The sequence below is a fragment of the Mesorhizobium sp. M0185 genome, from assembly GCF_040322175.1.
GTDB lineage: Bacteria > Pseudomonadota > Alphaproteobacteria > Rhizobiales > Rhizobiaceae > Mesorhizobium.
Genome location: NZ_JAMYSY010000031.1, coordinates 23,858 through 48,224 on the forward strand (window position 1 = coordinate 23,858; position 24,367 = coordinate 48,224).

At 63.9% G+C, this 24,367-nt stretch carries 23 protein-coding genes; 13 read left to right on the forward strand and 10 right to left on the reverse strand.

Annotation, left to right across the window (positions count from 1 at the left end):
* The first annotated feature begins 43 nt into the window (after positions 1-43).
* Together NKJ20_RS22270 and NKJ20_RS22275 are read left to right on the forward strand one after the other, a co-directional pair.
* Positions 44-1,201: a putative hexosyltransferase gene (locus NKJ20_RS22270; RefSeq protein ID WP_352746988.1), complete on the forward strand. Its 1,158-nt coding sequence runs from the start codon at positions 44-46 to the stop codon at positions 1,199-1,201.
* Positions 1,188-1,820 (forward strand): hypothetical protein, encoded by a 633-nt coding sequence (locus tag NKJ20_RS22275; RefSeq protein ID WP_352746989.1) that lies wholly within the window; start codon positions 1,188-1,190, stop codon positions 1,818-1,820. The genes NKJ20_RS22270 and NKJ20_RS22275 overlap by 14 nt, the downstream gene beginning before the upstream one ends.
* Here NKJ20_RS22275 and NKJ20_RS22280 read toward each other — a convergent pair.
* The 4 genes from NKJ20_RS22280 to NKJ20_RS22295 form a co-directional block, all read right to left on the reverse strand.
* On the reverse strand, positions 1,817-2,257 hold the full coding sequence (locus NKJ20_RS22280; protein ID WP_352707211.1) for a GtrA family protein: 441 nt from the start codon (positions 2,255-2,257) through the stop codon (positions 1,817-1,819). The genes NKJ20_RS22275 and NKJ20_RS22280 overlap by 4 nt on opposite strands.
* The gene (locus NKJ20_RS22285; RefSeq protein ID WP_352746992.1) at positions 2,250-2,942 is read right to left on the reverse strand and encodes a class I SAM-dependent methyltransferase; all 693 of its coding nucleotides are present in this window, start codon (positions 2,940-2,942) and stop codon (positions 2,250-2,252) included. Before NKJ20_RS22285 ends, NKJ20_RS22280 begins: the two co-directional genes overlap by 8 nt.
* Positions 2,917-3,957: a glycosyltransferase family 2 protein gene (locus NKJ20_RS22290; protein ID WP_352452316.1), complete on the reverse strand. Its 1,041-nt coding sequence runs from the start codon at positions 3,955-3,957 to the stop codon at positions 2,917-2,919. The genes NKJ20_RS22285 and NKJ20_RS22290 overlap by 26 nt, the downstream gene beginning before the upstream one ends.
* A gap of 465 nt (positions 3,958-4,422) precedes the next feature.
* Positions 4,423-5,805, reverse strand: a complete 1,383-nt coding sequence (locus NKJ20_RS22295) for an FAD-binding oxidoreductase (RefSeq protein ID WP_352746993.1) — start codon at positions 5,803-5,805, stop codon at positions 4,423-4,425.
* A 226-nt stretch (positions 5,806-6,031) separates the two neighbouring features.
* Here NKJ20_RS22295 and NKJ20_RS22300 point away from each other — a divergent pair, with 226 nt between their 5' ends.
* Positions 6,032-7,039 carry an AraC family transcriptional regulator gene (locus tag NKJ20_RS22300; protein ID WP_352746995.1) on the forward strand — a complete coding sequence of 336 codons (1,008 nt, stop codon included), beginning with the start codon at positions 6,032-6,034 and terminating at the stop codon, positions 7,037-7,039.
* Positions 7,040-7,171: 132 nt separating this feature from the next.
* Here NKJ20_RS22300 and efp read toward each other — a convergent pair whose 3' ends face one another.
* Positions 7,172-7,738, reverse strand: a complete 567-nt coding sequence (efp, locus tag NKJ20_RS22305; protein ID WP_352457103.1) for an elongation factor P — start codon at positions 7,736-7,738, stop codon at positions 7,172-7,174.
* Between the two features lie 114 nt (positions 7,739-7,852).
* Here efp and epmA point away from each other — a divergent pair, with 114 nt between their 5' ends.
* The 7 genes from epmA to lpxK all read left to right on the forward strand — a co-directional run bounded on the left by epmA (position 7,853) and on the right by lpxK (position 14,652).
* Entirely contained in the window at positions 7,853-8,899 is a 1,047-nt protein-coding gene (gene epmA, locus NKJ20_RS22310; protein WP_352746998.1) for an EF-P lysine aminoacylase EpmA, read from the forward strand.
* 168 nt (positions 8,900-9,067) lie between these two features.
* Positions 9,068-10,411 (forward strand): TldD/PmbA family protein, encoded by a 1,344-nt coding sequence (locus NKJ20_RS22315; protein ID WP_352747000.1) that lies wholly within the window; start codon positions 9,068-9,070, stop codon positions 10,409-10,411.
* Positions 10,398-11,204, forward strand: coding sequence for a 3'(2'),5'-bisphosphate nucleotidase CysQ (locus tag NKJ20_RS22320; protein ID WP_352747002.1), 807 nt, complete (start codon positions 10,398-10,400; stop codon positions 11,202-11,204). The genes NKJ20_RS22315 and NKJ20_RS22320 overlap by 14 nt, the downstream gene beginning before the upstream one ends.
* Positions 11,205-11,278: 74 nt before the next feature.
* Positions 11,279-11,524 (forward strand): DUF4170 domain-containing protein, encoded by a 246-nt coding sequence (locus NKJ20_RS22325; protein WP_023674378.1) that lies wholly within the window; start codon positions 11,279-11,281, stop codon positions 11,522-11,524.
* A gap of 5 nt (positions 11,525-11,529) precedes the next feature.
* A complete protein-coding gene (locus NKJ20_RS22330; protein WP_352465435.1) occupies positions 11,530-12,309 on the forward strand; it encodes a lysophospholipid acyltransferase family protein in 780 nt (259 codons plus the stop codon).
* A complete protein-coding gene (gene waaA / locus NKJ20_RS22335) occupies positions 12,306-13,622 on the forward strand; it encodes a lipid IV(A) 3-deoxy-D-manno-octulosonic acid transferase (protein WP_352747005.1) in 1,317 nt (438 codons plus the stop codon). Before NKJ20_RS22330 ends, waaA begins: the two co-directional genes overlap by 4 nt.
* A 1-nt stretch (position 13,623) precedes the next feature.
* Positions 13,624-14,652: a tetraacyldisaccharide 4'-kinase gene (gene lpxK, locus NKJ20_RS22340; RefSeq protein WP_352747008.1), complete on the forward strand. Its 1,029-nt coding sequence runs from the start codon at positions 13,624-13,626 to the stop codon at positions 14,650-14,652.
* A gap of 252 nt (positions 14,653-14,904) precedes the next feature.
* Here lpxK and NKJ20_RS22345 read toward each other — a convergent pair whose 3' ends face one another.
* Positions 14,905-15,138: a DUF2093 domain-containing protein gene (locus NKJ20_RS22345; RefSeq protein ID WP_031211156.1), complete on the reverse strand. Its 234-nt coding sequence runs from the start codon at positions 15,136-15,138 to the stop codon at positions 14,905-14,907.
* Between the two features lie 79 nt (positions 15,139-15,217).
* A complete protein-coding gene (locus tag NKJ20_RS22350) occupies positions 15,218-16,144 on the reverse strand; it encodes a LysR substrate-binding domain-containing protein (protein ID WP_352747011.1) in 927 nt (308 codons plus the stop codon).
* A 90-nt stretch (positions 16,145-16,234) separates the two neighbouring features.
* Here NKJ20_RS22350 and NKJ20_RS22355 point away from each other — a divergent pair, with 90 nt between their 5' ends.
* A complete protein-coding gene (locus tag NKJ20_RS22355; protein ID WP_352452286.1) occupies positions 16,235-17,128 on the forward strand; it encodes a DMT family transporter in 894 nt (297 codons plus the stop codon).
* Positions 17,129-17,333: 205 nt separating this feature from the next.
* On the opposite strand, the gene mutL is transcribed toward NKJ20_RS22355, so the two are convergent.
* A complete protein-coding gene (gene mutL, locus NKJ20_RS22360) occupies positions 17,334-19,184 on the reverse strand; it encodes a DNA mismatch repair endonuclease MutL (protein WP_352747014.1) in 1,851 nt (616 codons plus the stop codon).
* Between the two features lie 615 nt (positions 19,185-19,799).
* Positions 19,800-20,702 (reverse strand): LysR family transcriptional regulator, encoded by a 903-nt coding sequence (locus NKJ20_RS22365; protein WP_352747016.1) that lies wholly within the window; start codon positions 20,700-20,702, stop codon positions 19,800-19,802.
* A gap of 103 nt (positions 20,703-20,805) precedes the next feature.
* On the opposite strand from NKJ20_RS22365, the gene NKJ20_RS22370 reads away from it, so the two are divergent.
* Complete coding sequence (locus NKJ20_RS22370; RefSeq protein ID WP_352747018.1) at positions 20,806-21,795, forward strand: zinc-dependent alcohol dehydrogenase family protein; 990 nt, start codon at positions 20,806-20,808, stop codon at positions 21,793-21,795.
* 17 nt (positions 21,796-21,812) lie between these two features.
* Here the strand turns inward: NKJ20_RS22370 and NKJ20_RS22375 are convergent, their stop codons facing one another.
* Positions 21,813-22,715, reverse strand: a complete 903-nt coding sequence (locus NKJ20_RS22375) for a LysR substrate-binding domain-containing protein (RefSeq protein ID WP_023674388.1) — start codon at positions 22,713-22,715, stop codon at positions 21,813-21,815.
* A gap of 92 nt (positions 22,716-22,807) precedes the next feature.
* On the opposite strand from NKJ20_RS22375, the gene NKJ20_RS22380 reads away from it, so the two are divergent.
* Positions 22,808-24,358, forward strand: coding sequence for a trimethylamine methyltransferase family protein (locus NKJ20_RS22380; RefSeq protein ID WP_352747021.1), 1,551 nt, complete (start codon positions 22,808-22,810; stop codon positions 24,356-24,358).
* Positions 24,359-24,367: the final 9 nt, after the last annotated feature.

Sequence of the window (24,367 nt, forward strand, 5' to 3'; positions counted from 1 at the left end):
AGCTTTGAGTGGCGCCAGCCACTTGAACGGGTGGAGGCAGATTTTGGCGCTCGAAGCTGTCGCGCGTCCCGGCGGTCGCTATATTGCGGTCGCCGTCGTGGCGGTGCCGTTGCTATTCGCCGTCAGTGGACTGGCCATCCGCTATGCCGCATTTGCTTCGGTTTCGGCAGAACCCGGCTTCGCGGCCTATGCCCAGGCGCTCTGCCGCTGGGATTGCGCGTGGTATGTCGGCATTTCCGAACATGGCTATGAGCGCTTTCCCATTCCAGGCCAGAGCAATGTCGGACGGTGGGGCTTCTTCCCGCTCTATCCGATGCTGGTGGCGGCCATCCGGTCTGTTTTCCCTTTTTCGACGATACTGCTCGCATCGATCGCATCGCTTGCATGCAGCTACGCGGCCTGTCTGGTGGCGTGGCCGTTGCTCGAGAAGAACATGCGCGCTTATGTGCTGTATTGCGCCTTTCTGCTCAGCGGCCCGTTCTCCTTTCACTTCACGACCTTCCTGACCGAACCTCTTTTCGTGCTCCTGACGTCGTGCGTTTTTCTGGCACTCAAACGCTCCAGCTATCTGACCGCGGGGCTGTCATCGGCTCTGCTGTCGGCAACCAGGCTCGTCGGAGTGCTTGTTGTATTTGCGACCGTCATTCAGATGTTCAGGGATTACCGCGCAAAGGGCGGATCGGCGCTTTCGTTCCCACGTTGGGTGCTTGGCCGACCGGATCTGCTCGTTGCAATTCTCATCTCGCCTGCCGGCTTGTTCGCCTACATCCTGTTCCTCTATCTGACGGTCGGGGACGGCTTTGCCTTCCTGCACGTCCAGCGCGCGTTTGGACGGGTGGCGGGCAATCCGCTCGCCTTCATATGGGATGGACTCTCGGCCGTTCCGACGACTGGATGGCTGCCTACGGCGCCGCAATGGAGCGCGCTCGCCGCACTCATAGGACTGGCATTATCGGCGGTTCTGGCGGTTCGCAGGCAATATGGCGCCGCGCTGTTCTGCGCCTGCTGCATCATCTCGCCGCTGATCACGAACCTGGCCTCGATGGTCAGATACGTCGTTGGGCTTGCGCCTCTGACAATGTTGCTGACCACGTTGTTGTCGGCGTCGAAGCTGACTTTTCTTGCCGCTCTGGGTCTCTTCCTGGGCGCCTGCTATTTCATGACCGTCGCGTGGATCGGGGGCTATCTTGCCCTGGTCTAGCACTCCGGGCCCGCATCGGCGCGCGGCCTCGCTTGGCGGCTACACGCTGGCGGCGGTTCTGGCCGGGGCGGAAATCATCATCCTTGCGCTTGCTCTCAATCCAGACGTCAATGCCGACTATCGCGCCTATTACATCGACCGGACGACGACCTGCCTCAATCGCGATGCGGTCGGCAGCTACACACTTGGCCAGACGGTGTCGTTCCGGTCCGACGGAGCCAAAAAGGCAACCGGCATGATGGTCTGTGGCTGGTCGGGGCCGGTAGCCGACGGCACCCATTCGCTGGGCGAGACCTCGCGGCTTCGCCTGGACATACCGCCGCTTCGCGACGGCCTGACTGCCACGCTGCAAATGGCCGCCGTCATTCGTCCGCCACAGATCACGCAAAGGGTTGTGATCTCAGTGAACGGCGTTCGGGTGCATGCGGTGACGCTGTCCGGCAAAGAGCCACGCACCGTCTCGTTCGTCATCCCACCGGCGGCTCTCGCCGAGGCCAAGACACTCGACATCGCCTTCGACTACCTCGACGGCATTCCGCAAACTCCTGCCGCCAGCAACATCTATAAGCGCTCCATCAAATTGTTGTCGCTCCGGCTCGATCCCATTGACGCGGATTAGGGCGGGCGATCGCGCTGCTGGCCGCGTCTTCGCTGCGCAAAAACCCAGCGGTCGAGCATGAGGAGATTGACCGCTGGAACAAGCAAGCATGTAACCAGGATGGCAATGATCGGCGGCAGACTGAGTTTCGCCGTCAAAAGCGCCGGCGCCGCGTAAGCCACCGCGAAGCCGGTTGCCGTCAGCAAGAGAAAACGCGGAGCCTCCGATCGATGCGATCCGCTCGACGCGAAGGTCACGAACTTATGCGCGAGATAAGAAAACAGGGCGGCAGCGGTATAAGCTGCGAGCGAGGCACCGACCGGCGAGAGGCCGAACCGTTGCCATTCGACCAAAGCGGTGGCCATCACTGCATATAGGATCGTTGCAGCGATGCCGACCGACCCGAAGCGCGCCAGCAGCCTCAGCCCGGCGTCGCCGGTCGAACGGCGCTCAGACATAAGCGCTGCACACGTACTGGGCTCCAAGCGGCAGGGCAGAAAGCAGGCGCTCGACCTTTTTGGCCAAGGGCCTTGCCGAGGGCAGCAGCAGAAAATGCTCGGAGCGGATGTCCCTGAAGCCTGTTTCCTGAAAAAGGGACCTTGCTTTGGCGGCGTTGAGCAGGACTGCGTCGTGATCGAACGGACACCGGAACACCGCAAGACGCGTCATCGGATTATAGGGATTGTGCTCGATGATGCAGGCGATGCCGCCTGGCCGCACGACGCGCCGCATTTCCAGCAAGAAATCGAGCCAGGAGGAGGGCGGAACGTGATGGACGACACAACTGGCGAAAGCCAGGTCGAACGTGCCGTCCTCATAAGGCAGCCCCTGCGTGCTGCAGGTCCTGTAGGCCACACGCGGATTGTGTTGGCTGGCGCGCAAAATCGAGTCTTGCGAGACGTCGCAGCCATCGAGGCTGTCGAAAGCGCCGTCGAGATAGCGGTGGAGCGAACCGACGCCGCAGCCGACATCCAGCGCCCTTACAGCCGACCCACCCTGCCGAAGCTTTCGCTCGACCACCAGTCGCCGCAGCAGGTCCGCCTTGGCGACAAGGAAGAAGTCGTGCCTGAGTCCGGAAAACCGGATGGACCCTTCGACCGCCTCGCCGTAGTTGGAATTATAGTTGTCGAAGAGTTCGCCCATTGGCGGGGACTCCACTCCTGGGCTTGTGAAACGATCGGCCGCGCTCACCAGAGACGGCACGCATCGCCTCGTCGAAACCGGTGAGCCGATCGATCACGTACAGCGGGCGGCGTTTCACCTCGGCGTGGATGCTGCCAACGTAGAGCCCGACCACGCCGGTCATGAAGAGATTAATGCCGCACAGGAGCGACACGATCACCACCGTGGATGTCCACCCGGCAATGATGCCGGCTTCAAAAAACCAGGCAAACATGGCGTAGGCACCAAAGACCACCGCAAGCGCGGAAATGGCCAATCCGCCCCAGAGCGCCAGGCGCAACGGCTTCTCGGAGAAACTGACGATGCCGTGAACCGCAAGGTGCATCATCTTCCAGAATGGGTATTTGGTCTGGCCCAGGGTTCGCGCGTGGCGCTCAAATGGCACTGCCGTCTGCTTGAAGCCCATCCAGCCGAACATGCCCCTGACGAAGCGGTCATGTTCGGGCATATGCTTGAAGGTTTCCAGCGCCTTGCGGCCGACCAGGCGAAAGTCGCCGACGTCGCGCGGAATATCGACCGACGTCATTTTCTCCAGCAGGCGATAGAAAAGACTTGCCGTAAAGCGCTTGAACCAGGATTCGCCGTCGCGCTTGACTCGGCGGGCATAGACGATCTCGAAGCCTTCCTTCCACTTTGCCACCAGATCGAGAACGACCTCCGGCGGGTCCTGCAAGTCGGCATCCATGACGATGACGGCATCGCCCGCAGCGGCATCCATACCGGCGGTAATGGCCATCTGGTGGCCGAAATTGCGGGAAAATTCGATCAGCCGAAAGCGCGGCTCGGCGGCAACCACCTTTCTCAGGTATTCGACACTTCCATCGAGGCTTCCGTCATCGACGAAGATGGCCTCCGTTTCTCCGTCCAACCGGCCGATCAGGCAACTGATCCGCTCGATCAGCCGAGGCAGCACCTGTTCTTCATTGTATATGGGCAGGACCAGCGAGTAGCGAGGCGGTGACCTGTTCACCGTCATTCCAGGGTCGTGGACCACAGACTCTCGCATGCGGTTGAAAATGGAACGCAAGCTACAAAGTTCCAAAGGCACTTAAGAAACTGCTAATTTATCTAATTCTGGAGGGAATACCGGTTCTCGATGAGCACTGGAGGGTGTCGTCGTGAGGTCGGACGTCCACATCGAGGCGTAAACTATCGGTGGCTGCTGGCGCGATCGGCCTGGCGAGAAACAGTCGTTGAGGCATAACGCGTTGACCGCGAGGCCTACTCCCGGACTTGCCGGTTGAAGCGGGCTGCGGGTCACCCTAAGGGTGCGGGCAGACCGCTTTTGACGCATGCCGGACATCGCTCATGGAACACGGTCGGCGAGCGCGGCCGAGTATCCCGCTTGCCGGCCAGCGAGCGTCCTGACCGGCAAGCTATCGTACCGGCCGAGCCTTAGCTGGGCCGGCCGGTACGCTTGCCGGCCTGACGAGGGCCGCCGTCAAGCAGCCGGTCGAATGTTTTGGTTCACCCGGAAGAGGTTGTTTGGGTCGTATTTCTTCTTCAGCGTAGCCAGGCGCTCATAGTTGTCGCCATAAGCCGCCTTGAGCCTTGCATCGCCCTCGTCATCCATCATGAAGTTCAGGTAGGCGCCACCCAGATCGAACGGATGCACGGCCTCCCAGTAGGCCTTGGTCCAGCGCGTCACCGGCCCCGCTTTCTGTGGGTCCGGATCGATCCCGGCGATGACCATCGACCAGGTCGCATCACGGTAATTCCAGGGTGTCTCGTCTTTGCCGACGCGATGGACCGCACCATCGATCGGGTAGAGGTGCATGAGCGATAGCTCGCTCGGCGTCTTCGCCGCCTGCTTGAGATGGGCGTCGATCGCCTCGTCGGACAGCGTCTTGACGAAATCGCCCCGCCAGTACCACTGCATTCCCTTCGGGTAGAGCCCATCGAACATGCTCTGCACCGCGGGATAGGGCATCGTTCCCATCCAGTTGAACCAGGGCGCGGGCAGCGCATCGAGCAGCGGGGCCAGCGCCTCTCTGCCCTTTTCCTCCGGGCCGTTGTAGCAGCACATCAGCAGACACATCCGCTTTCCCCAAAACTCTTCCGGGAAGGGTGCGCTCGAGAGGACGGTCTTGAGCCCGAGAAAGATCCCGAGTTCTTCGGGCGCGTTTGGCAGGAACTCGCGATAATGCTGCATGATGGTGCGGGCGTGGCGCTGATCCCATGCGATCGGCCCCGCAAAGACCATGCTGACCTGGTGGAGCTTGAACACAAAGCTGGTGACGATGCCGAAATTGCCGCCGCCGCCGCGAAGCGCCCAGAACAGGTTGGGGTTCCGCTCCTTGCTGGCGGTGACGAAGCTTCCATCGGCAAGCACGACATCGGCCTCGATCAGATTATCGATGGTCAGGCCATATTTGCGCGTCAGATAGCCATGGCCGCCGCTCAGCGTCAGTCCGGCGACCCCGGTGGTTGAGATGATGCCCGCCGGTACGGCCAGGCCAAAGGCATGGGTGGCATGATCGAGGTCGCCCTGAGTACAGCCCGGGCCTACCCGCGCCGTGCGGGCATCCGGATCGACGCGCACGCCGTTCATCGCCGACAGGTCGATCACCAGACCGTCGTCGCAGCTCCCCAATCCTGGTCCGTTATGGCCGCCGCCACGTACCGCAACCAGCAAATTGTTGTCGCGGCCGAAATTCACCGCTGTGATTACGTCGGCGACGTCGACACAGCGGGCGATGATCAGCGGCCGCTTGTCGATCATGCCGTTGTAGAGCTTGCGGGCCTCGTCATAGCGGGCGTCGCCGGCGCGGATGACTTCGCCTCGCAGGCTTGCTGCGAATTTGGTGATTTCTTCATCGTTCATGACATTCCTCCCTGTTATTGGACCTGTCGGCCGGTCGATGAAACGCTAATCCCGTCCGCTGTTCCCGCAAATGTCACATCGTCCATTTCTGTTGCCCGATCGTTCAGAGTAGGATTAGACCGGATGGATAGTTGCCCGGGCGGCCATATTGCCGGATAGTTCGAGATGCCTGGCGGAAAAACTCGTTGTCAAAGGGAGTAGCCGATCGTTTCCGGAGGTGTAGTGCATGGATGTCCTTTCCGATGTGCTCCGAGCCGTTCGCCTCACCGGTGCGATCTATTTCGACGTCGACGCCAGCTCTCCCTGGGTTGGCGAGTCGCCGGGCACGGCCGACATTGCCGCCGCCGTCATGCCGGAGGCAGAGCACATCATTTCCTTTCATGCCGTGATGTCGGGCTCGTGCTGGGCCGCGCTGGGAGACGATTCGGTGCCGCCGGTGCTCGTCAACGCCGGTGATGTCGTTGTCTTCCCCGGTGGTGTTCCGAACGTGTTGAGCTCCTCGCCGGGGGCGCGGGGCGAACCCAATATGGCGATGTATTATCGGCCGATAGACGAGAGCCTGCCGTTCGCGGTGATCCATGGTGGCGGCGGAGACGAGCGGACCCGGTTCATTTGCGGGTATCTTGGCTGCGATGCACGTCCCTTCAATCCTCTCCTGGCCGCATTGCCGGCCATCCTGTGTGCCCGCAAGCCCGCCGATGGAAGCAGTTGGGTTATCGACCTTTTTCGGCTGGCGCTGGCCGAAGGTGGCAGTGGGCGGGCGGGCTGTGAAACGATACTCGCCAAGCTGAGCGAGCTGATGTTTGTCGAGATCATCCGCCGCCATCTCGAGACCCTCCCCGACGATTCGCGCGGCTGGCTGTCAGGCCTACGGGATCCACATGTCGGCGAGGCGCTTCGGCTCATCCACGCTCGCCCAAGGGAGGAATGGACATTGGACCGGCTCGCCCGCGAAGTGGGGCTCTCGCGCACGGCGTTTGCGAGCCGCTTTACCCACTATGTCGAGGTCTCGCCGATGCACTATCTTGCTCGCTGGCGTCTGCAACTGGCGGGACGTCTGCTCGAACGGCCCGAAATGAGCATCGCGCAAGCGGGTGCCGAGGTCGGCTACGAGTCGGAAGCCGCCTTCAATCGCGCCTTCAAAAAGTTCGTCGGCATTCCACCTGGCACTTGGCGAAAGGGACGGTCGGCGTTGCTCGAGGCTCAGAGATTGCCCGCTGACGTCGTACAATAGGAAAGAACCGGCAGGGGCGTTGACGCTTCAGTCTGCGTGCAGCGTCCCAATGCTCGAAAGCCCCTGGCACAAAGCGGTAGACGATGACCGGCCGCCGCGACGCTTTCGGCGAGGCGTGTCAGGCTTCGCGCCTCAATCCTTCGCGCGCTCGACATAGGCGCCATCGGCCGTCATCACCACCACGCGGGTGCCGGCGCTGATGTGTGGCGGCACCAGGGTACGCACGCCGTTAGACAGCGTTGCCGGCTTGTAGGACGAGGACGCCGTCTGGCCCTTGGTCACCGGCTCGGTCTCGACCACCTCGAAAGTGGCGCGCTGCGGCAGTACCAGCGAGATGGCGATGCTGTTGTATTGCGAGATCTGCACCGGCATGCCTTCCACCAGATAAGGCGCCATGTCGCCGACCACGCTTTCCGGCACCGCGACCTGGTCGTAAGTCTCCGGGTTCATGAAGTGAAAGCCTTCGCCGTCACGGTAGAGGAACGTGTGCTCGCGCTCCTCGACATAGGCGCGCTCGACCTGCTCGGTGGTGCGGTAACGCTCGGAAACCTTTACCCCGTCGGAGATACGCCGCATGTCGAGCTGGGTGACCGGCGTACCCTTGCCAGGATGAATGTTTTCGGCAAAGAGGATCACATAAAGCTTGCCGTCCTTTTCGACGACGTTGCCTTTGCGTAAGGAGCTGGCGATGACCTTCACGGGTTTCCATCCTGATAAAATTTGTTGGCGCAAATCGGCTGGAGAGGCCGTTGCGTGCGGCCTAGCGCATCTTGGCCGCAATCGCCAGCCCTCTGTGCAATTCCCCTGAAGCCGATGACCGCCGCCTCGCCGTGGTGGACGCCGCATGTCCACGCCGACCGCCGGTCGCGGCTGATCCTGCGCAATGCCATTGCCGCCGGGATGCGCGACTGGTTCGCCCGCCGCGACTTCGTCGAGGTGGAGACATCGGCCTTGCAGGTCTCGCCCGGCAATGAAGCGCACCTGTCGGCCTTTGCCACCGAGGCGATCGGGCCGGACGGGCAGCGCCAGCCGCTCTACCTCCACACGTCGCCGGAATTCGCCTGCAAGAAGCTGCTTGCCGCCGGCGAGGAGCGCATCTTCAGCCTCGGGGCTGTCTGGCGCAACCGCGAGCGCGGCCCCTTGCACCATCCTGAGTTCACCATGCTCGAATGGTACCGCGTCGGCGAGACCTATGAGAGCCTGATGCGCGATTGCGCCGAGCTCGTAGCGCTGGCGGCCGAACGGGCCGGAGCGAAGCGTTTTAGCTTCCGCGGCCGTGAAGCCGATCCGTTCGCCGAGCCGGAACGGTTGAGCGTCGCCGAAGCTTTCATGCGCCATGCCGGCATCGATCTGCTGGCGACGGTCGCAGCCGATGGCAGCACCGACCGCGCGGAGTTGCATGCCGCCCTGGTCCAGGCCGGATTGCGGACCGCGCCCGACGACAATTGGGCCGACCTGTTCAGCCGGGTGATGGTCGAAAAAATCGAGCCGGCGCTGGGGCAGGGGCGCAACACCATTCTTTTCGGATATCCGATCTCGGAGGCGGCATTGGCCCGGCCGAGCGCCGACGATCCGCGCACCGCCGAGCGCTTCGAGCTCTATTGCTGCGGCGTCGAACTCGCCAACGCCTTTGGCGAATTGACCGATCCGGCCGAGCAGCGCCTGCGCTTTGCCGCCGAAATGGATGAGAAGCAGCGCGTCTATGGTGAACGCTACCCGATCGACGAGGACTTCCTCGCCGCGCTCGCCATCATGCCGCAGGCGAGCGGCGCCGCGCTCGGCTTCGACCGGCTGGTGATGCTCGCCACCGGCGCGCTCAGGATCGACGACGTGATCTGGACGCCGGTGGCCGCTTCCTGAGGGATTGTCGATCTCGCTCGCCGTTCATCCGCCTGCGGGCTGCGGTCCTGTTTGGGCGCTTGATGCACCCGGTTTGTCCGCTTCTCCCATTGCAGAAGGCGCATCGGGACAATAGATGGTGCAGCAGCGGCTGCCCTATTGCGGGCCGAAAATAACAGGATCATGCGCATGACCGATACGCTCGACGCAGCGAAACTGACCGATCGCGTCGCGGCCCTGGTCGAGGCTGCCAAACGGGCCGGCGCCGATGCCGCCGATGCCGTTGCGGTACGCGGCCGCTCGACCGGCGTGTCGGTGCGGCTTGGCAAGGTCGAAGGCACAGAGGCGTCCGAGAGCGAGGACGTCTCGCTGCGCGTCTTCGTCGGCAAACGCGTGGCGAGCGTTTCGGCAACGGCGGCATCCGACCCCAATATGCTGGCCGAGCGTGCCGTCGCCATGGCCAAGGTGTCGCCCGAAGATCCCTATCAAGGCCTCGCTGACCCGGCCTTGCTGGTCAAGACGCCGCGCGACCTCGATCTGTTCGACGCCACCGAGGTGTCGGCCGATCAATTGAAGGAAGCAGCGCTTGCCGCCGAAGCGGCGGCGCTTGCCGTCAAGGGCGTCACCAATTCGGCCGGCAGTGGCGCCAGTGCCGGGCTCGGCGGCCTGGTGCTCGCTACCTCGCACGGCTTCGTCGGCCATTACCTCGCCTCGCGTTTTTCACGCTCGACCAGCGTGATCGCCGGCGAGGGCACCGGCATGGAGCGCGACTACGAATTCTCCTCGCGCCAGCATTTTTCCGATCTCGACGCGCCGGAAGACATAGGCCGCAAGGCCGGTGAGCGCGCTGTACGCCGCATTGGCGCGCGCAAGGCGGCGACCGGGCCGGTCGACGTGGTGTTCGATCCGCGTGTGGCGCGCGGCATTGCCGGCCACCTTGCCGGTGCCATCAATGGCGCCGCGGTCGCGCGCAAGACCAGCTTTCTCCGCGACATGATGGGCAAGAAGGTGGCTTCGGCCGCAATCACCGTCACCGACGAGCCGCTCCGGCGCCGTGGACAGGCCTCGCGCCCGTTCGACGGCGAAGGCGTCGAGGGCGAAAAACTGTTCATGGTCGACAAGGGCGTGCTCAACCACTGGTTCCTGTCGACTTCGGCGGCTCGGGAACTCGGCCTCGTCACCAATGGGCGCGGCTCGCGCAGCGGCTCGTCGGTCTCGCCGTCGTCGACCAATCTCGCCATCGAGCCCGGGGAAAATACGCCGGAAGAGCTGATCAAGTCGCTCAAGACCGGCTTCTACGTCACCGAAGTGTTCGGCCAGGGCGTCGACATGGTGACGGGCGAATATAGCCGCGGCGCTTCCGGCTTCTGGATCGAAAATGGCGAGCTGGCCTATCCCGTCGCCGAGGTGACCATCGCCTCCAATCTGAAGACGATGTTCCTCAACATGGTTCCGGCAAGCGATCTCGACCGCAATTTCGGCACTGCCGCGCCCACGCTTTTGATCGAAGGAATGACCCTTGCCGGAGCTTGACCCGGCCGTCTCGGCCGGCGCTACTGAAGACCTGCAGCTGCTGCGCGATGCCGCCCGCGCGGCGGGGCTCATCGCCATGCAGTACTTCAACAACAATCCGCAGGTGTGGATGAAGGGCGGCACCTCGCCGGTCAGCGAAGCCGATCACGCCGCCGACAAATATCTGCGCGAGACCTTGCTGGCGGCCCGGCCGGATTATGGCTGGCTGTCGGAGGAAACCGTCGACGACCCGGTAAGGCTCGTCGCGCGCCGCACCTTTGTCGTCGATCCGATCGACGGCACGCGCGGCTTCCTCGAAGGGCTGCCCACATGGTGCGTCAGCGTCGCTGTGGTCGAGAACGGCCGAACGCTTGCCGGCGTGCTCGACTGCCCGGCGAAGGGCGAAATCTATTGGGCGCTGCCCGGCGAGGGCGCGTTCCTGAATGGCAGGCGCATCAGCGTGCGTCCGCCGTCGGAAACGGCCGAAATCGCCGGACCGAAGGCGATGATCGACCTGATGCCGGCGAAATGGCACAAACGGCTGAAGCGCGTGCTCTATATTCCTTCGCTCGCCTACCGGCTGGCGATGATCGCCGGCGGCCAGCTCGATGCCACCTTCGTCAAGGCCAACGCGCATGACTGGGACATCGCCGCGGCCGATCTCATCCTGCGCGAGGCAGGCGGCGCCTTGCTCGATCGGCATGGCCGCGCGCCGCTCTATGCCGGCGAAGTGATCCGTCACGGACCGCTCGCCGCCGGCAGCGGCGAACTCCTCGCCGTGCTCGCCGGCGTCATCGCCGGGCTGGACGATTGACCACTATCAGTAGTTCCAAAGTCGGCGGCTTTGGTCTAGACCTGTCCCAAACTCACGATATGTGAAGGATCGACATGGCCGCTGAAGACGGAAAGAAACAGCTTTTGCACCTGGTGTTCGGCGGCGAACTCAAGAAGCTGGGCGGCACCGAATTCCGCGATCTCGACGCGCTCGATATTGTCGGCATCTATCCGGACTATCAATCGGCGCACGCCGTCTGGAAGGCCAAGGCGCAAGCTAGCGTCGACAATGCCCATATGCGCTATTTCGTCGTTCACCTGCACCGCCTGCTCGACCCCGAAAACAAGGCTGTCGGTTGACATCGATGAACCATGAAGCGGTCAAGCGATCAGCCCCGCGGTCGGCGGTCAGACGTCGCAAGCCGAAGACGTTCTGGCGCAAGATCCGCGAACCGCTGGCGCAGTCGCGATTCGTCAAGAATGCGCTTGCCGCGCTGTTTGCGTATTTCGTCCGCCTTGTCCGCTTGACCAACCGCATGGTTGACGGATCGGCCAAGTTTTCCGGCGGTGCCTATGCGCAGCTCGAGCCTGGCATCATCGCGCTCTGGCACGGCCAGCACCTGCTGACCCCGGCCTACTATCCCAAGGGACGGCCGCTGGTTGCCATGGTATCGCGCAGCGCCGATGCCGAGCTCAACGCGCTGATGGTCGAGAAATTCGGCATCGAGGCGGTGCGCGGCTCTGGCGGGCGCGAAAGCGCAAGGCATCTCGATAAGGGCGGGGCCAAGGCGCTCATCGCCCTCAAAAAGTCGCTCGCCACCGGCAAGAATGTCGCCATGATTGCTGATATTCCCCACGGCACGCCGCGCGATGCGGGGCTCGGCGTCGTCCTTCTGGCGCGGCTGTCCGGCCGGCCGATCCTGCCTGCCGCGATAGCCACCAGCCGCCGCAAGGTGATCGAGGGCAGCTGGGACAAGACGACGATCAACTTGCCCTTCGGCCGCTCCTCGATTGTCGTCGGCACGCCTGTCTTCGTGCCAGCCAACGCCGACGCCGCGGAAATGGAACGCAAGCGCCAGGAGGTCACAGCCTCGCTCAATGCCGCGACCGCCGAGGCCTATCGCCTTGTGGACGGTCCGAAATGAGTATGCGCTGGGCCCGCGCCTTCCTGACGGCCTACCGCTTCGCCGGGGCCGCCGCTTACCCGCTGGTCGGACCTTACGTCGCCTGGCGAACTTCCAGAGGCAAGGAGGACCGCATTCGCCGGCGTGAACGCTACGGCGTCGCCGGACGCGAGCGTCCCGAAGGCCCGGTGATCTGGATCCATGCAGCCAGCGTCGGCGAGACCATCGCCGTCGTGCCGCTGGTCGAGAGCATTCTCGATTACGGCGTCAACATCGTGCTGACGACGGGCACGGTCACCTCGGCGCAGGTCGCCGAAGAACGGCTGGGCGACCGCATCATCCACCAATATGTGCCGCTCGACCTCAAGCCGGCGGTCAGCCGCTTCCTCGACCATTGGCAGCCGGACCTGGCGATCATCGCCGAATCGGAGATCTGGCCGATGACCATCCTGGAACTCGGCGCCCGCCGCGTGCCGCAGGTTCTGGTCAACGGCAGGCTGTCCGACCGCTCCTTCAAGTCCTGGAAGAAGCGCGCCAACATTGCCGAAGCATTGTTCGAAAATCTTGCCCATGTCGTCGCCCAGTCGGATCTCGATGGCGAGCGCTTCCTGTCGCTCGGCGCCCGGCCGGTCACCGTATCCGGCAATCTCAAGGTCGACACCGCGCCGCCGCCGGCCGACGAGCGGGCGTTGGCGGCGCTGAAACGCCAGATCGGCGGTCGCCCGACCTGGGCGGCGACCTCGACCCATGACGGCGAAGAGGCGGTCGCCGCCGAAGTCCACGCCATGCTGCACAAGCGCCACCACGGGCTTTTGACGATCATCGTGCCGCGCCATCCCGATCGCGCCGGGCAGCTGGCCGCCCAGATTTCCGGCATGGGCCTGAAGCTGGCGCAGCGCAGCAAGGGCGACAGGATCACCTCCGACACCGATATTCTGCTCGGCGACACGATCGGCGAGATGGGGCTTTATCTGAGGCTGACGGAAATCGCCTTTGTCGGCCGTTCGCTGACTTCCGAGGGCGGCCAGAACCCGCTGGAGCCAGCCATGCTGGAGACAGCGGTGCTTGCCGGCCGCAACGTCCAGAATTTTCGCGAGGCCTATCAGCGCCTGCTCGATAGCGGCGGCGCCAAGCTGGTGCGCGACCGCGATATGCTGGCCGGCGCCGTTAATTTCCTTTTGACCAACGAGGCGGCCCGCCATGAGATGATGGCGGCGGGTGCGGCGACGGTCGACGAGATGCGCGGTGCGCTGGCGCATACGCTCAGGTCGCTCGAGCCCTATATCCAGCCGCTGGTCGTCAAGTCGCGCCTGAAGGGCGCGAACGGGCGCTGACGTGACCTCGGAAGCGCCACCCTTCTGGTGGGAAGAGCCGGACTGGCGGGTCACGGCGCTGTCGCCGCTCTCCGCCATCTATGCGCTTGTCGCCGGTCGCCGCATGCGGCACGCGCCGCGCGAAAAGGTCGAGGCGCCGGTGCTTTGCGTCGGCAACTTCACCGTCGGCGGCACCGGCAAGACGCCGGTGGCGATCGCATTGGCCGAGCAGGCCCGGCGCATGCAGCTCAATCCGGGTTTCCTGTCGCGCGGCCATGGCGGCTCGTTTGCGCAGCCGCATATCGTCGATCCGCACCATGACGCCGCCAAGCATGTCGGCGACGAGCCGCTGCTTCTGGCCGAACATGCGCCGGTCGCGGTGACGCCGAACCGGGCCGCCGGCGCCAGGCTTCTGCTGGAGAAGCTCGGCTGCGATTTCCTGATCATGGATGACGGTTTTCAGAGCGCGCGCATCCACATCGACTATGCGCTGGTCGTTGTCGATGCGCGCCATGGCATCGGCAATGGCCGCGTCATCCCCGGCGGGCCCCTGCGGGCAAACATCGTCGACCAACTGGTCTTCACCAGCGCCTTGCTGAAGATGGGCGAGGGCACCGCGGCCGACACGGTCGTGCGCCAGGCAGCGCGCGCCGGCAGGCCGATCTTCGAGGCGCACACTGCCCCGAGCAGCAAAGTGACGCTGGCCGGCAGGCGTTTCCTGGCGTTCGCCGGCATTGGCCATCCCGACAGGTTTTTCGACACTGTCCGCGAGGCCGGCGGCGAGCTTGCGCTGACCAAATCGTTTCCTGACCATCATTTCTACAGTGCGGACGAGCTTGCCGAATTGGCGGTGACAGCGCGTAAAGCCGGGCTTGGCCTCATTACCACCGCCAAGGACGCTGCCCGCCTGCGTCACGGCGCGGCGCCGCCGGAATTCCTCGACGGGCTCGATGTGCTGGAGATCGACACCGTCTTCGAGCTCGACCATGTGCCGCAACGCATCATCGACGAGACGCTGGATACCTGGCGGCAGCGCCGGCTTAAAGGCTGACCAGAAGCTTGAGCACCGAGGCAATGCGGGACCGGAATTTGCAGCTTTCCGCCGGTCGAACGTATTTTGTTCTTGCTTTGTGCCGGCAGCTATGCTAGTAATTTAAATATGGTGATGATTCGCCGGTGACCCGCCCTCGAGCCTGAGGCGGGTTTTTTATTTCAAGATAGCCTCTAAGGTTTCGGTGTTGCCGGCCTGACATCGCGGCAGACGGCGCAGGATCGCAACGGGGCGGCTTCCATTTGCGCTGGACTAGCGTCGGCGGCGCAGTTCCGGATGCGCTTCGATCTCGCGGCGCAGCGAGGCAGCGGCGTTCACATAGGGTTCCTGCCTGGCGACACTCCAATATTTGAGCTCGTCGAGCGGGATGCTCTCGCCGGTCACCGCGCAGCGCACGAAGGCGCCGGGGCTGGTCACCTGGAAGTCGCCGTCGAGATAGCGGATGCGGGCTTCCTTGCCGCCGGGTCCTTCGAAACGGTTCATCATGGGGTGGTGCCGAAATTCATGACGATGTCATCGCCACAAATTGCGGCGAGGTCAAGCCGGCAAACTGGATGCCGGCATCTCATTCCTCGGCCGTGATAAACTGCTCGATCTTCTCCGCTGCCAGCCCGGCCTGGACGGCGATGCGCCGGGCGAGTTCGGCGGCGGCGGCGCGCGGGCGCCCCAGCGGCCGGTCGAGCCAGTAGGATATCGGGCTTAGCGCACCGCGCTCGTCTACGGCGACGATGCGGCCCGATTTCAATTGGTCCACCGTCAACGGCGGACGTGCCAGCGCAATACCGAGCCCGTGCGCGGCGGCGTCGAGCACGAGGTTGTAGTCCTCGAAACGGCGGTCGTGCGGCCGCGGCCGATAGTCCATCTCCTGCGCGGCAAACCAGGCGCGCCAGGCCGAAGCGTCGGAATCATTGATCACCGGAAATTCGAGCAGTCGGGCGGGGTCTCCGCGACCGATCTCTCTGGCCAATTCCGGCGAGGCGACAGGGAACACATATTCTTCGAAAAGCTGCACCGAGATCCGGCCCGGAATGCGACCGCGCCCGCAGCGGATCGACAGGTCGATGCCCTCGTCGGCAAGATCGCCCTGGCGGATGTCGACGTCGAGCACGATACGCAGCTTGGACGGGTGGTTCTCCAGCGCCGCCATGCGCGGCATCAGCCACAGCCCGCTGACCGAGGGGATCGAGGTCAGCCGCACCACCGCCGTGCCGCGCGGCTCGACCCAACGGTCCGAATTGCTGGCGATCAGGGCAAAGGCTTCGGTGGTGCGCAGATGCAGCCGGTTGCCCTCGATGGTCAGCGAGACGCCGCGCGCGCCGCGATCGAAGACTTTCAGCCCGAGCCAACCCTCGAGCTTGGCGATCTGCCGGCTGACGGCGCCGTGGGTGATGTTGAGCTTCTCGGCGGCCGCCGAAAAGCTGCCGGTCCGAGCCGCGGCGTCGAAGGCGCGCAGCGTTTCGAGCGGCAGCATCGGGTCTAAGCTGTGATCCATAGTCACAGGTGATCCTCGATTTGTTCGTTTGTCAACCGACCCGCAATAGCGTTTCTCTACTTCATGGCATTGGATCGCGAGGACACCCAAATGAGCGCTTACACCGGCACGTTGAATACGACACAGCGCATGGATGCCACGGCTGCCATCGCGGTGGCGCTGACGGTCGTCGGCTGGGCCTCCGCCTTTCCGGCGATCCGCGCCGGCCTTGCCGCTTTCGGGCCGCTGGAGCTTGGCGCGCTGCGCTTTGCCATCGCCGCGGTTCCGGCGGCGATCTTCCTCGCGGTCAAGCGGCCGGCACTGCCCAGGCTCGATGAACTCTGGCGCTTTGTCTTCGGTGGTGCCGTCTTCGTCGCACTCTACACGGTGATGCTCAATTTCGGCGAGCTGACCGTTTCGGCCGGTGCGGCCGGCTTCATCATCAACGTCAGCCCGATCTTCACCGCCATCATGGCCATGGCGCTGCTCGGCGAACGCTTCTCGGGCCTGGCCTGGGCCGGCACATTCCTGTCCTTCGCCGGTATCGGCATCATCGCCATGGGCGAGGGGCAAGGGCTGCATTTCAACAATGGTGCGCTGCTTGTCCTCGGCTCGGCGCTGTGCTCGGCCGTCAACACCATCGTCCAGAAGCCGCTGTTTGCCCGCCATCACCCGCTGACGATCTCGGCCTCGAACATGGTGCTTGGCGCGCTCTGCCTGTCGCCGTTCCTGCCGAGCGGTCTGGCGCAGGCGGCGGTCGCCGATGCGGCCGGGCTCGGCGCCGTCATCTTTCTCGGCATCGTGCCCAGCCTGATCGCCTATGCCGCATGGGCAACAGCGCTTTCCCGGCTGCCCGCGGCGCGTGCCTCGAACTTCCTCTATCTGGTGTCGCCGATGGCGACGCTGATCGGCTTCTTCTGGCTGGGCGAGGTGCCGACGCTGCTCGGCATCTTCGGCGGCGCGCTGGCGCTGGGCGGCGTCATTGTGGTGAATTTGAAGAGATGAGCAAAGGGTTTGGGGCTGTGCCTGACTCGAAAAGAGCCGCTGTACAGCGGCTCTTTTCGTACCCCCACCCCGCTGCTTCGCAGCGACCCTCCCCACAAGGGCGAGGGTAAGCTCCTCGCGAGGCGTCGGCGGATAGGCTCCCTACCTCCCCCTTGTGGGGAGGTCGGACCGAAGGTCCGGGTGGGGGCTGCGCCCTGCGAGTTTCTCACCGCCGCCCGAACAACCGCTCAATATCCGCCAGCTTGAGTTCGATATAGGTCGGGCGGCCGTGGTTGCAGGTGCCGGAGCCCGGCGTCGCCTCCATCTGGCGCAGCAGCGCGTTCATCTCTTCCGGTTTGAGCAGGCGGCCGGAACGTACCGAGCCGTGGCAGGCCATGGTCGCGGCTATTTTGTCCAGCCGCTCCTTCAGCGTGTCGACCGTGTCGTTGTCGGCGATCTCGTCGGCGAGATCGCGCACCAGCTGCTGGACGTTGGTCTCGCCGAGCATCGACGGCGTCTCGCGCACCGCGACGGCGCCGGGGCCGAAGCGCTCGATGCCGAGGCCGAAGCGGGCCAGCGTCTCGGAGTGTATGGCAAGCCGCTCGGCATCCTCTTCCGGCAGATCGACAATCTCGGGCAACAGCAGCATCTGCGACGGCACCGCGCGTGAGTGGAGGGCGTTCTTCAAGGCCTCGTAGACCAGCCGCTCATGCGCCGCATGCTGGTCGACAATGACAAGCGAATCCCTGGTCTGGGCGACGATATAATTCTCGTGCACTTGTGCGCGCGCCGCGCCCAGCGCCGTGCCGAGCAGCGTTTCCGCCGCTTCGTTTTGCCCGGCGCGCGCATCGGCGCTGTGCAGCGGCCCGGCGTCGAAGGCCGCCTGCTCGTCCTCGCCGAAGCCGTCGCCCATGTCGAGCGGCCGCTGCGGCGAATGGGCAGGATCGAACCCGGAAAAGCCCGATGCCCGATAGGCGGCCTCGTAGCTGCGGTGACCGTTGGCCGGGCCACCATGCGCATAGGATGCGGCGCCTGGCCGGAACGCCGCCATCATGCCGGCGGCCCCGGTGGTGGCGGCGCGGATGCCGGCATTGGCCAGCGCTTCGTGGATAGCGCCGACGATCAGCCCGCGCACCAGCCCCGGGTCGCGGAAGCGCACGTCTGCCTTGGCCGGATGGACATTGACATCGACGATCACCGGATCGAGCGTCAGGAACAGCACGGTGACGGCATGGCGGTCGCGCGGCAGCACGTCAGCGAAGGCGCCGCGAATGGCGCCGGCGATCAGTTTGTCACGCACCGGGCGGCCGTTGACATAAGCGTATTGCTGCAGCGCGTTGGCGCGGGTGAAGGAGGGGACCGAGACATGGCCGGCGAGATGCACGCCGTCCCGCATCGCGTCGATGGCGATCGCATTGTCGGGAAAGTCGGCGCCCATCACCTGTGCCACCCGGCGCAGCCGGCCTTCCGGGCTGTCGTCGGTCGCCGGCAGTTCCAGCGTCGAGCGGTCCGGGCCGGCCAAGGTGAAGCGCACGGCGGGGAAGGCGATGGCGATGCGCTTGACCACGTCGCCGATGGCCGAGCTTTCGGCGCGCTCGCCCTTCATGAATTTGAGCCTTGCGGGCGTGGCGAAGAACAGGTCGCGCACCTCGACCGTGGTGCCGCGATTGGCCGCCGCCGGCCTGACCGCGGAGACGCGGCCGCCGTCGATGCCGATCTCGGCGGCGTTTTCACTGGACGCGGTGCGCGAGCGGATCGACAGCCGCGCCACCGAGCCGATCGACGGCAAGGCCTCGCCGCGGAAGCCGAGCGAGCGGATGTCGTGAATGTCGTCGGCGAGCTTGGAGGTGCAATGGCGCGCAATCGCCAGCGCCAGTTCCTTTTCCGGAATGCCCGAGCCGTCGTCGCTGACGCGGATCAGGTTCAGCCCGCCGCCGGCGGTGACGATCTCGACTCTGGTAGCGCCTGCATCCAGCGCGTTCTCGACCAGTTCCTTGACCACGCTTGCCGGACGCTCGATGACTTCGCCGGCGGCGATCTGGTTGATCATCGTTTCGGAAAGCTGGCGGATGGGCATGGGGCACTATAGGCGGATTCGTGGTCGATGCGGGAGAGGGAGAATAGCGTTGACCGTTGCAAGGCAGTGAGACTGCTCCGTTGCTCCGCCAGAGGGGGGTGCTGTCCGGGTGCTGTCCCGCCACGATATAGAGATAGGAATATTGTTGAAGTGAATGGGCTTGGCCCCCAATTGACTTATTAGAATTAGTCGGACGAAGGCCAAAATCCGAAGCGAATGGCCGTTGGAGGCGACATTTGGACGTCATCCTAGATTACTTGATGGTAAATTTCGCTCGATGGATACAGCGTCGAAAGAGTCGTATTGCGAGAATAATTTGGTTTACTATTTGGACGGTTATTTCGATATTGCTAACAGTTTTTCTATTTTATCTCCTGTATATTCGAAACCTGACCATATAGTTTCGTGTTTCTACCACTGCGCCGCAGGTGCCGCCGCAGGCTTGATCGCGGACACCCTCGATGCGGATCTCGGGGGCACTGTCGCCCAATGCGAGGCGCGAGCGGATCGATAGCGGCGCTGCCGAGCCGATCGACGAAGCCTCGCCTCGAACGGCTTGCGCTTGCGTCGAGTCGTTCTCGAGGAAATCCACGCAGCCGACCGCGGCCGTGCACTTCAAGTCATGAGCTTGGGCAGCGCTGCCGACAGTGCATCGGCGGCAAGGCGGACTTTCATCGGCAGATGACGCGTCTGCAACCACAGGGCATGAACGTCGTAGAGAAACCGGGATTGTTCCGGCAATAGCAGGACAAGCGCGCCCACCTGGATGCGCTGGCGAACCAGCCAGTATGGCAGCCAGGCGAGCCCCATGCCGGCGGCCGCGGCATCGGCGATGGCATCGAGATCGTCGAGCCGTAATCTGCTGACGGGCCTGACCTCTGCCGCGGGCTGGCCGTTGCGCGGAAACAGCCACGGCTGAACGGCACGCCCGGAACGGCGGTAGATGATCGCGTGATGGCTGCCGAGGTCATCGATTTCATGTGGCTCGCCGTGCCGGTCGAGATAGGACGGCGACGCGCAGACGACCATGTGCTGGCGCGCGATGCGACGCGCCATTACCCCGGCCTGGTCCTCCAGGTCGCCCGTTCTAATGGCAAGATCGCAGCCGTCCTCTGCCAGATCGGCGATGGTGTCGCTGAACGACAGGTCAAGTTCCAGCGCCGGATATTGCTGCGCAAGCCCGAACAGGATCGGGGCAACGCAGCGCCGGCCGAAATGCACCGGCATGAGGACACGCAGTTTTCCGCGCGGTTCGGCAAGCTGGTCGGCGGCGAGTGCATCCGCGGCCTCCGCTTCGGCAAGCACCAACCGGCAGCGTTCATAATAGGCGCGCCCGAAATCGGTCAGGCTTTGGCGGCGCGTGGTCCGGTTGATGAGGCGCACGCTCAGGCGCTCCTCGAGAAACCGGACATGCTTGCCGACCATCGGCCCGGACAGATCGAGAGCCGCCGCCGCGGCTGCGAACGAGCCCAGGTCGACGGCTTTGACGAACACGGCCATGCTCGTAAGGCGATCCATATTCAAAACCCACAGTTTCTGCTGCTCTACTCAAGCGGCTATTTATCCGCCTGATGAGCGCTGGCATAGCTGATTCAGTTCAAATATTTTGGAGTTGTGACCGATGGCACGTGTCGTTCGCTTTCATGAGCTCGGTGGTCCCGAGGTCCTGCGCATCGAGAATGTTGACACGCCTGCGCCCGCGAGCGGTGAGATTCAGATCCGCGTCAAGGCGTTGGGTATAAACCGCGCCGAGGCGCTGCTGCGTTCGGGGACCTACATCCAGACCGCGCCGTTGCCTTCCGGTCTTGGGCTCGAGGCGGCGGGTATCGTCGAGATGGTCGGCGAAGGCGTGGACGGGTTTGCGCCTGGCGATGCCGTCAGCATCGTGCCGCCATTATCGATGGCCCGCTGGCCTGCCTATGGTGAGATTGCCACATATCCCGCCGAGCTCGTCGTCAAGCATCCACCATCGCTGAGTTGGGAAGAAGCCGCCGCAGCGTGGATGCAATATCTCACCGCCTACGGTGCGCTGATCGACATTGCCAAACTCGGCAGGGAGGACTTTGTTGTCATCACTGCGGCATCGAGCAGCGTCGGACTGGCGGCGATCCAGATCGCCAACATGGTTGGCGCGACCACGATCGCGGTCACACGGACGTCCGCCAAGAAGCGGGCTTTGCTTGAGTTCGGCGCGGCCCACGTCATCGCCTCGGCAGAGGAGGACCTGGAAGCCAGGCTGAAGCGAATCGCCGGCCCGGACGGCGTGCGCGTGGTGTTCGATGCCGTCGGCGGCCCGATTTTCAAGCCTCTGACGGCGGCGATGGCACCGGGTGGCATTCTCATCGAATATGGCGGCTTGAGCCTCGACCCGACACCCTTTCCACTACCTGCAGTGCTGGCAAAGACACTGACGATGCGCGGTTATCTCGTCCATGAGATCGTGCGCGATCCGGTCCGGCTGCAGGCCGCCAAGGCGTTCATCCTTGACGGACTGAGCTCGGGTTCGCTGAAGCCGGCAATCGCCAGAACCTTTCCGTTCGACCAGATCGTCGAGGCGCACCGCTATCTCGAATCGAACGAGCAATTCGGCAAGATCGTCGTGACCGTTTGACCGGGCATTTATCGGCCTCACGCCTGCGCCGCCAGCCAGTCCCGCACCTTGCGGGCGTTGTCGCTGAGTTCGCGGTTCTTCGACCAGATGACATGAAAGCCCTTGCCGGTCGTCATCGTGTGGCCGGTGACGCGCACCAGCAGCCCTGATGCCAGCAGCCGCTCGGCGAGGTGACCCCAGCCGAGCGCGATGCCTTGCCCTTCCATGACTGCCTGGATCACCAGCGCATAGTCGTTGATGCGCAAGCCGCGTCCGGCATCGGCGATGTCGACACCGGCCGAGGCGAACCATTCGTCCCAGCTCGCGGCCTCGCGAAACGGCTCTTCAAGATGGATAAGGCGGTGCGATTGAAGGTCCGCGACACGCTCCGGCAGCCCGAACCGTGCCACATAACTAACGCCGGCAACGGGGAATATCACCTCATCGGCCAGCGGCAGCGAATGATAATCCGGCCATTCCTTGGGCTCGCCGCCGCGCACGCCGAGCGGGATGTCTTCGGCGATGATGTCGAGATCGCGGTCGGCGGTCTGGATGCGCAGGTCGATGCCCGGCAATTCGTCGCGAAACTGCTGCAGGCGCGGCATCATCCAGAACGAGGCGAAGGCGGTCGAGGCGGCGAGCGTCACATGCGCACCGACGGCGATCTGGCGCAGATCCTCCGCCGACTTGCGAATGTGCGACAGGCCGAGCGAGACGTCGGCATGGAAGCGGTCGCCGGCCTCGGTCAGGCTGACTTGCCGGTGGCGGCGCTGGAAGAGTTTCGCGCCGAGCTGCTCTTCGAGCCCGCGGATCGCATAGGAGACGGCAGCCTGCGTCATGCCGAGCTCGCGCCCGGCGGCGGTAAAGCTCGACAGCCGCCCGGCGGCCTCGAAAACGATCAGGCTGCCGGCTGACGGCAGCAGGTGGCGCAAGCTTCGCATAAGCTGAGCTTATACAAGAGATCAGGATTTTCCAGCGTCACAGCCGCATTTTGTCTGGCTAGATTGGTCACCAACAGGAATATGGAGCCTTCATGAACGCACCGGCCGTTGAAGTGAGCGAACACACCAACCGCCGCAGCGGTGGCCGCCTGGGGCGCAAGGCGCTGCGGGGCGCGCCCATAGCGTCGTTTCCAACCCTGGTCCGCCAGATTCCCGTCTATCAGATGGTTCCGGACGAGGCGGTTGAGCTGATCCACCAGGAGTCGCTCTCCATCCTCGAAGAAGTGGGATGCGAGTTCCGCGACGATGAGGCGATCGCAATGTGGAAGGCGGCGGGCGCCGATGTCTCGGAGACAAGGGTCCGGATCGACCGCGCCCTGCTGATGGAGCTCATCTCGAAGGTCCCGTCGGAGTTCACGCTCAATGCGAGGAATCCCCAGCGTTCCGTACGTGTGGGTGGAAACAACTCCGTCTTCGTGCCGATGTACGGGGCGCCTTACGTGCGCGACCTCGACAACAACAGGCGCTACGGCACACTCGCCGACCTCAACAATTTCCACAAGCTCGCCTACATGGCGCCGGCGCTGCATTCGTCGAGCTCGATCATCTGCGAGCCGATGGAAATCGCGGTGCCGAAACGTCACCTCCACATCATCCATTCGGCGCTGAAGCACTCCGACAAGCCGTTCATGGGCATCGTGACCTCCAAGGATCGAGCCGAAGACACGATGGCGATGGCAGGCATCGTGTTCGGCGAGGACTATGTCCGCGACAACCCGGTCCTGGTGTCGATCACCAACTGCAATTCGCCGCTGGTGTGGGACGCCACCATGCTGGACGCGATGAAAGTCTATGCGCGCCACAACCAGCCGCTGATCCTCGCCCCCTTCGCCCTTTGCGGCGCCTCGACTTCGGCCTCTGCCGTCGGTGCGGTCGCGCAGGTCAATGCCGAAGCGCTGGCGGGCGTCGCGTTCACACAGCTCCTGCGTCCGGGTTCGCCGCAGATCTACGGACAGTTCATGGTGACGGTCGACATGAAGACCGGCGCTCCCATGGGCGGCACGCCGGAGGCGGCCCAGATGATGTATCTCATGGGCGCGCTGGCGCGGAAGTATCGTCTGCCGTGGCGCACGTCCGGTTTCCATGTCGGCTCGAAGCTGAACGACGCCCAGGCGGGCTACGAGGCGAACATGCTGATGCATGCCGCCATCCTTGCCGGCGCCAACTACATCTGGCACTCTGCCGGTTGGCTCGAGGCCGGCCTGACCTGCGGCTATTCGAAATTTGCCACCGACTGCGAGCAGCTTGTCGGCTGGTACAAATATGCTGGCGGGCTGCCATTCGACGATTTCAAGGAGGCTATGGCGGCTATCCGCGAGGTCGGACCACAGGGCCATTTCCTCGGCACCCAGCACACGCTTGAACATTTCGAGTCCGCCTTCTTCATACCGAGCATCATGGACTTCAATTCGTTCGAACAGTGGAAGGCGGAAGGAGCAAAGGACCACGACACCCGCGGCCGCGAGAAAGCGCGCAACATGCTCGCCGATTATGAGGAGCCGAAGCTCGATGAGGACATCGCCGATGGTCTCAAAGATTTGATTGCGCGGCGCGAGGAGAAACTGCCGGACAGCGTTAGTTGATCACGGGCG

Coding starts and splice junctions, on each gene's coding strand:
- NKJ20_RS22280 (WP_352707211.1), bottom strand. CDS start 2,257: ATGTCTGAGCGCCGTTCGACCGGCGACGCCGGGCTGAGGCTGCTGGCG.
- NKJ20_RS22285 (WP_352746992.1), bottom strand. CDS start 2,942: ATGGGCGAACTCTTCGACAACTATAATTCCAACTACGGCGAGGCGGTC.
- NKJ20_RS22290 (WP_352452316.1), bottom strand. CDS start 3,957: ATGACGGTGAACAGGTCACCGCCTCGCTACTCGCTGGTCCTGCCCATA.
- NKJ20_RS22295 (WP_352746993.1), bottom strand. CDS start 5,805: ATGAACGATGAAGAAATCACCAAATTCGCAGCAAGCCTGCGAGGCGAA.
- NKJ20_RS22300 (WP_352746995.1), top strand. CDS start 6,032: ATGGATGTCCTTTCCGATGTGCTCCGAGCCGTTCGCCTCACCGGTGCG.
- epmA (WP_352746998.1), top strand. CDS start 7,853: ATGACCGCCGCCTCGCCGTGGTGGACGCCGCATGTCCACGCCGACCGC.
- NKJ20_RS22315 (WP_352747000.1), top strand. CDS start 9,068: ATGACCGATACGCTCGACGCAGCGAAACTGACCGATCGCGTCGCGGCC.
- NKJ20_RS22325 (WP_023674378.1), top strand. CDS start 11,279: ATGGCCGCTGAAGACGGAAAGAAACAGCTTTTGCACCTGGTGTTCGGC.
- NKJ20_RS22330 (WP_352465435.1), top strand. CDS start 11,530: ATGAACCATGAAGCGGTCAAGCGATCAGCCCCGCGGTCGGCGGTCAGA.
- waaA (WP_352747005.1), top strand. CDS start 12,306: ATGAGTATGCGCTGGGCCCGCGCCTTCCTGACGGCCTACCGCTTCGCC.
- NKJ20_RS22345 (WP_031211156.1), bottom strand. CDS start 15,138: ATGATGAACCGTTTCGAAGGACCCGGCGGCAAGGAAGCCCGCATCCGC.
- NKJ20_RS22350 (WP_352747011.1), bottom strand. CDS start 16,144: ATGGATCACAGCTTAGACCCGATGCTGCCGCTCGAAACGCTGCGCGCC.
- NKJ20_RS22355 (WP_352452286.1), top strand. CDS start 16,235: ATGAGCGCTTACACCGGCACGTTGAATACGACACAGCGCATGGATGCC.
- mutL (WP_352747014.1), bottom strand. CDS start 19,184: ATGCCCATCCGCCAGCTTTCCGAAACGATGATCAACCAGATCGCCGCC.
- NKJ20_RS22365 (WP_352747016.1), bottom strand. CDS start 20,702: ATGGATCGCCTTACGAGCATGGCCGTGTTCGTCAAAGCCGTCGACCTG.
- NKJ20_RS22370 (WP_352747018.1), top strand. CDS start 20,806: ATGGCACGTGTCGTTCGCTTTCATGAGCTCGGTGGTCCCGAGGTCCTG.
- NKJ20_RS22375 (WP_023674388.1), bottom strand. CDS start 22,715: ATGCGAAGCTTGCGCCACCTGCTGCCGTCAGCCGGCAGCCTGATCGTT.
- NKJ20_RS22380 (WP_352747021.1), top strand. CDS start 22,808: ATGAACGCACCGGCCGTTGAAGTGAGCGAACACACCAACCGCCGCAGC.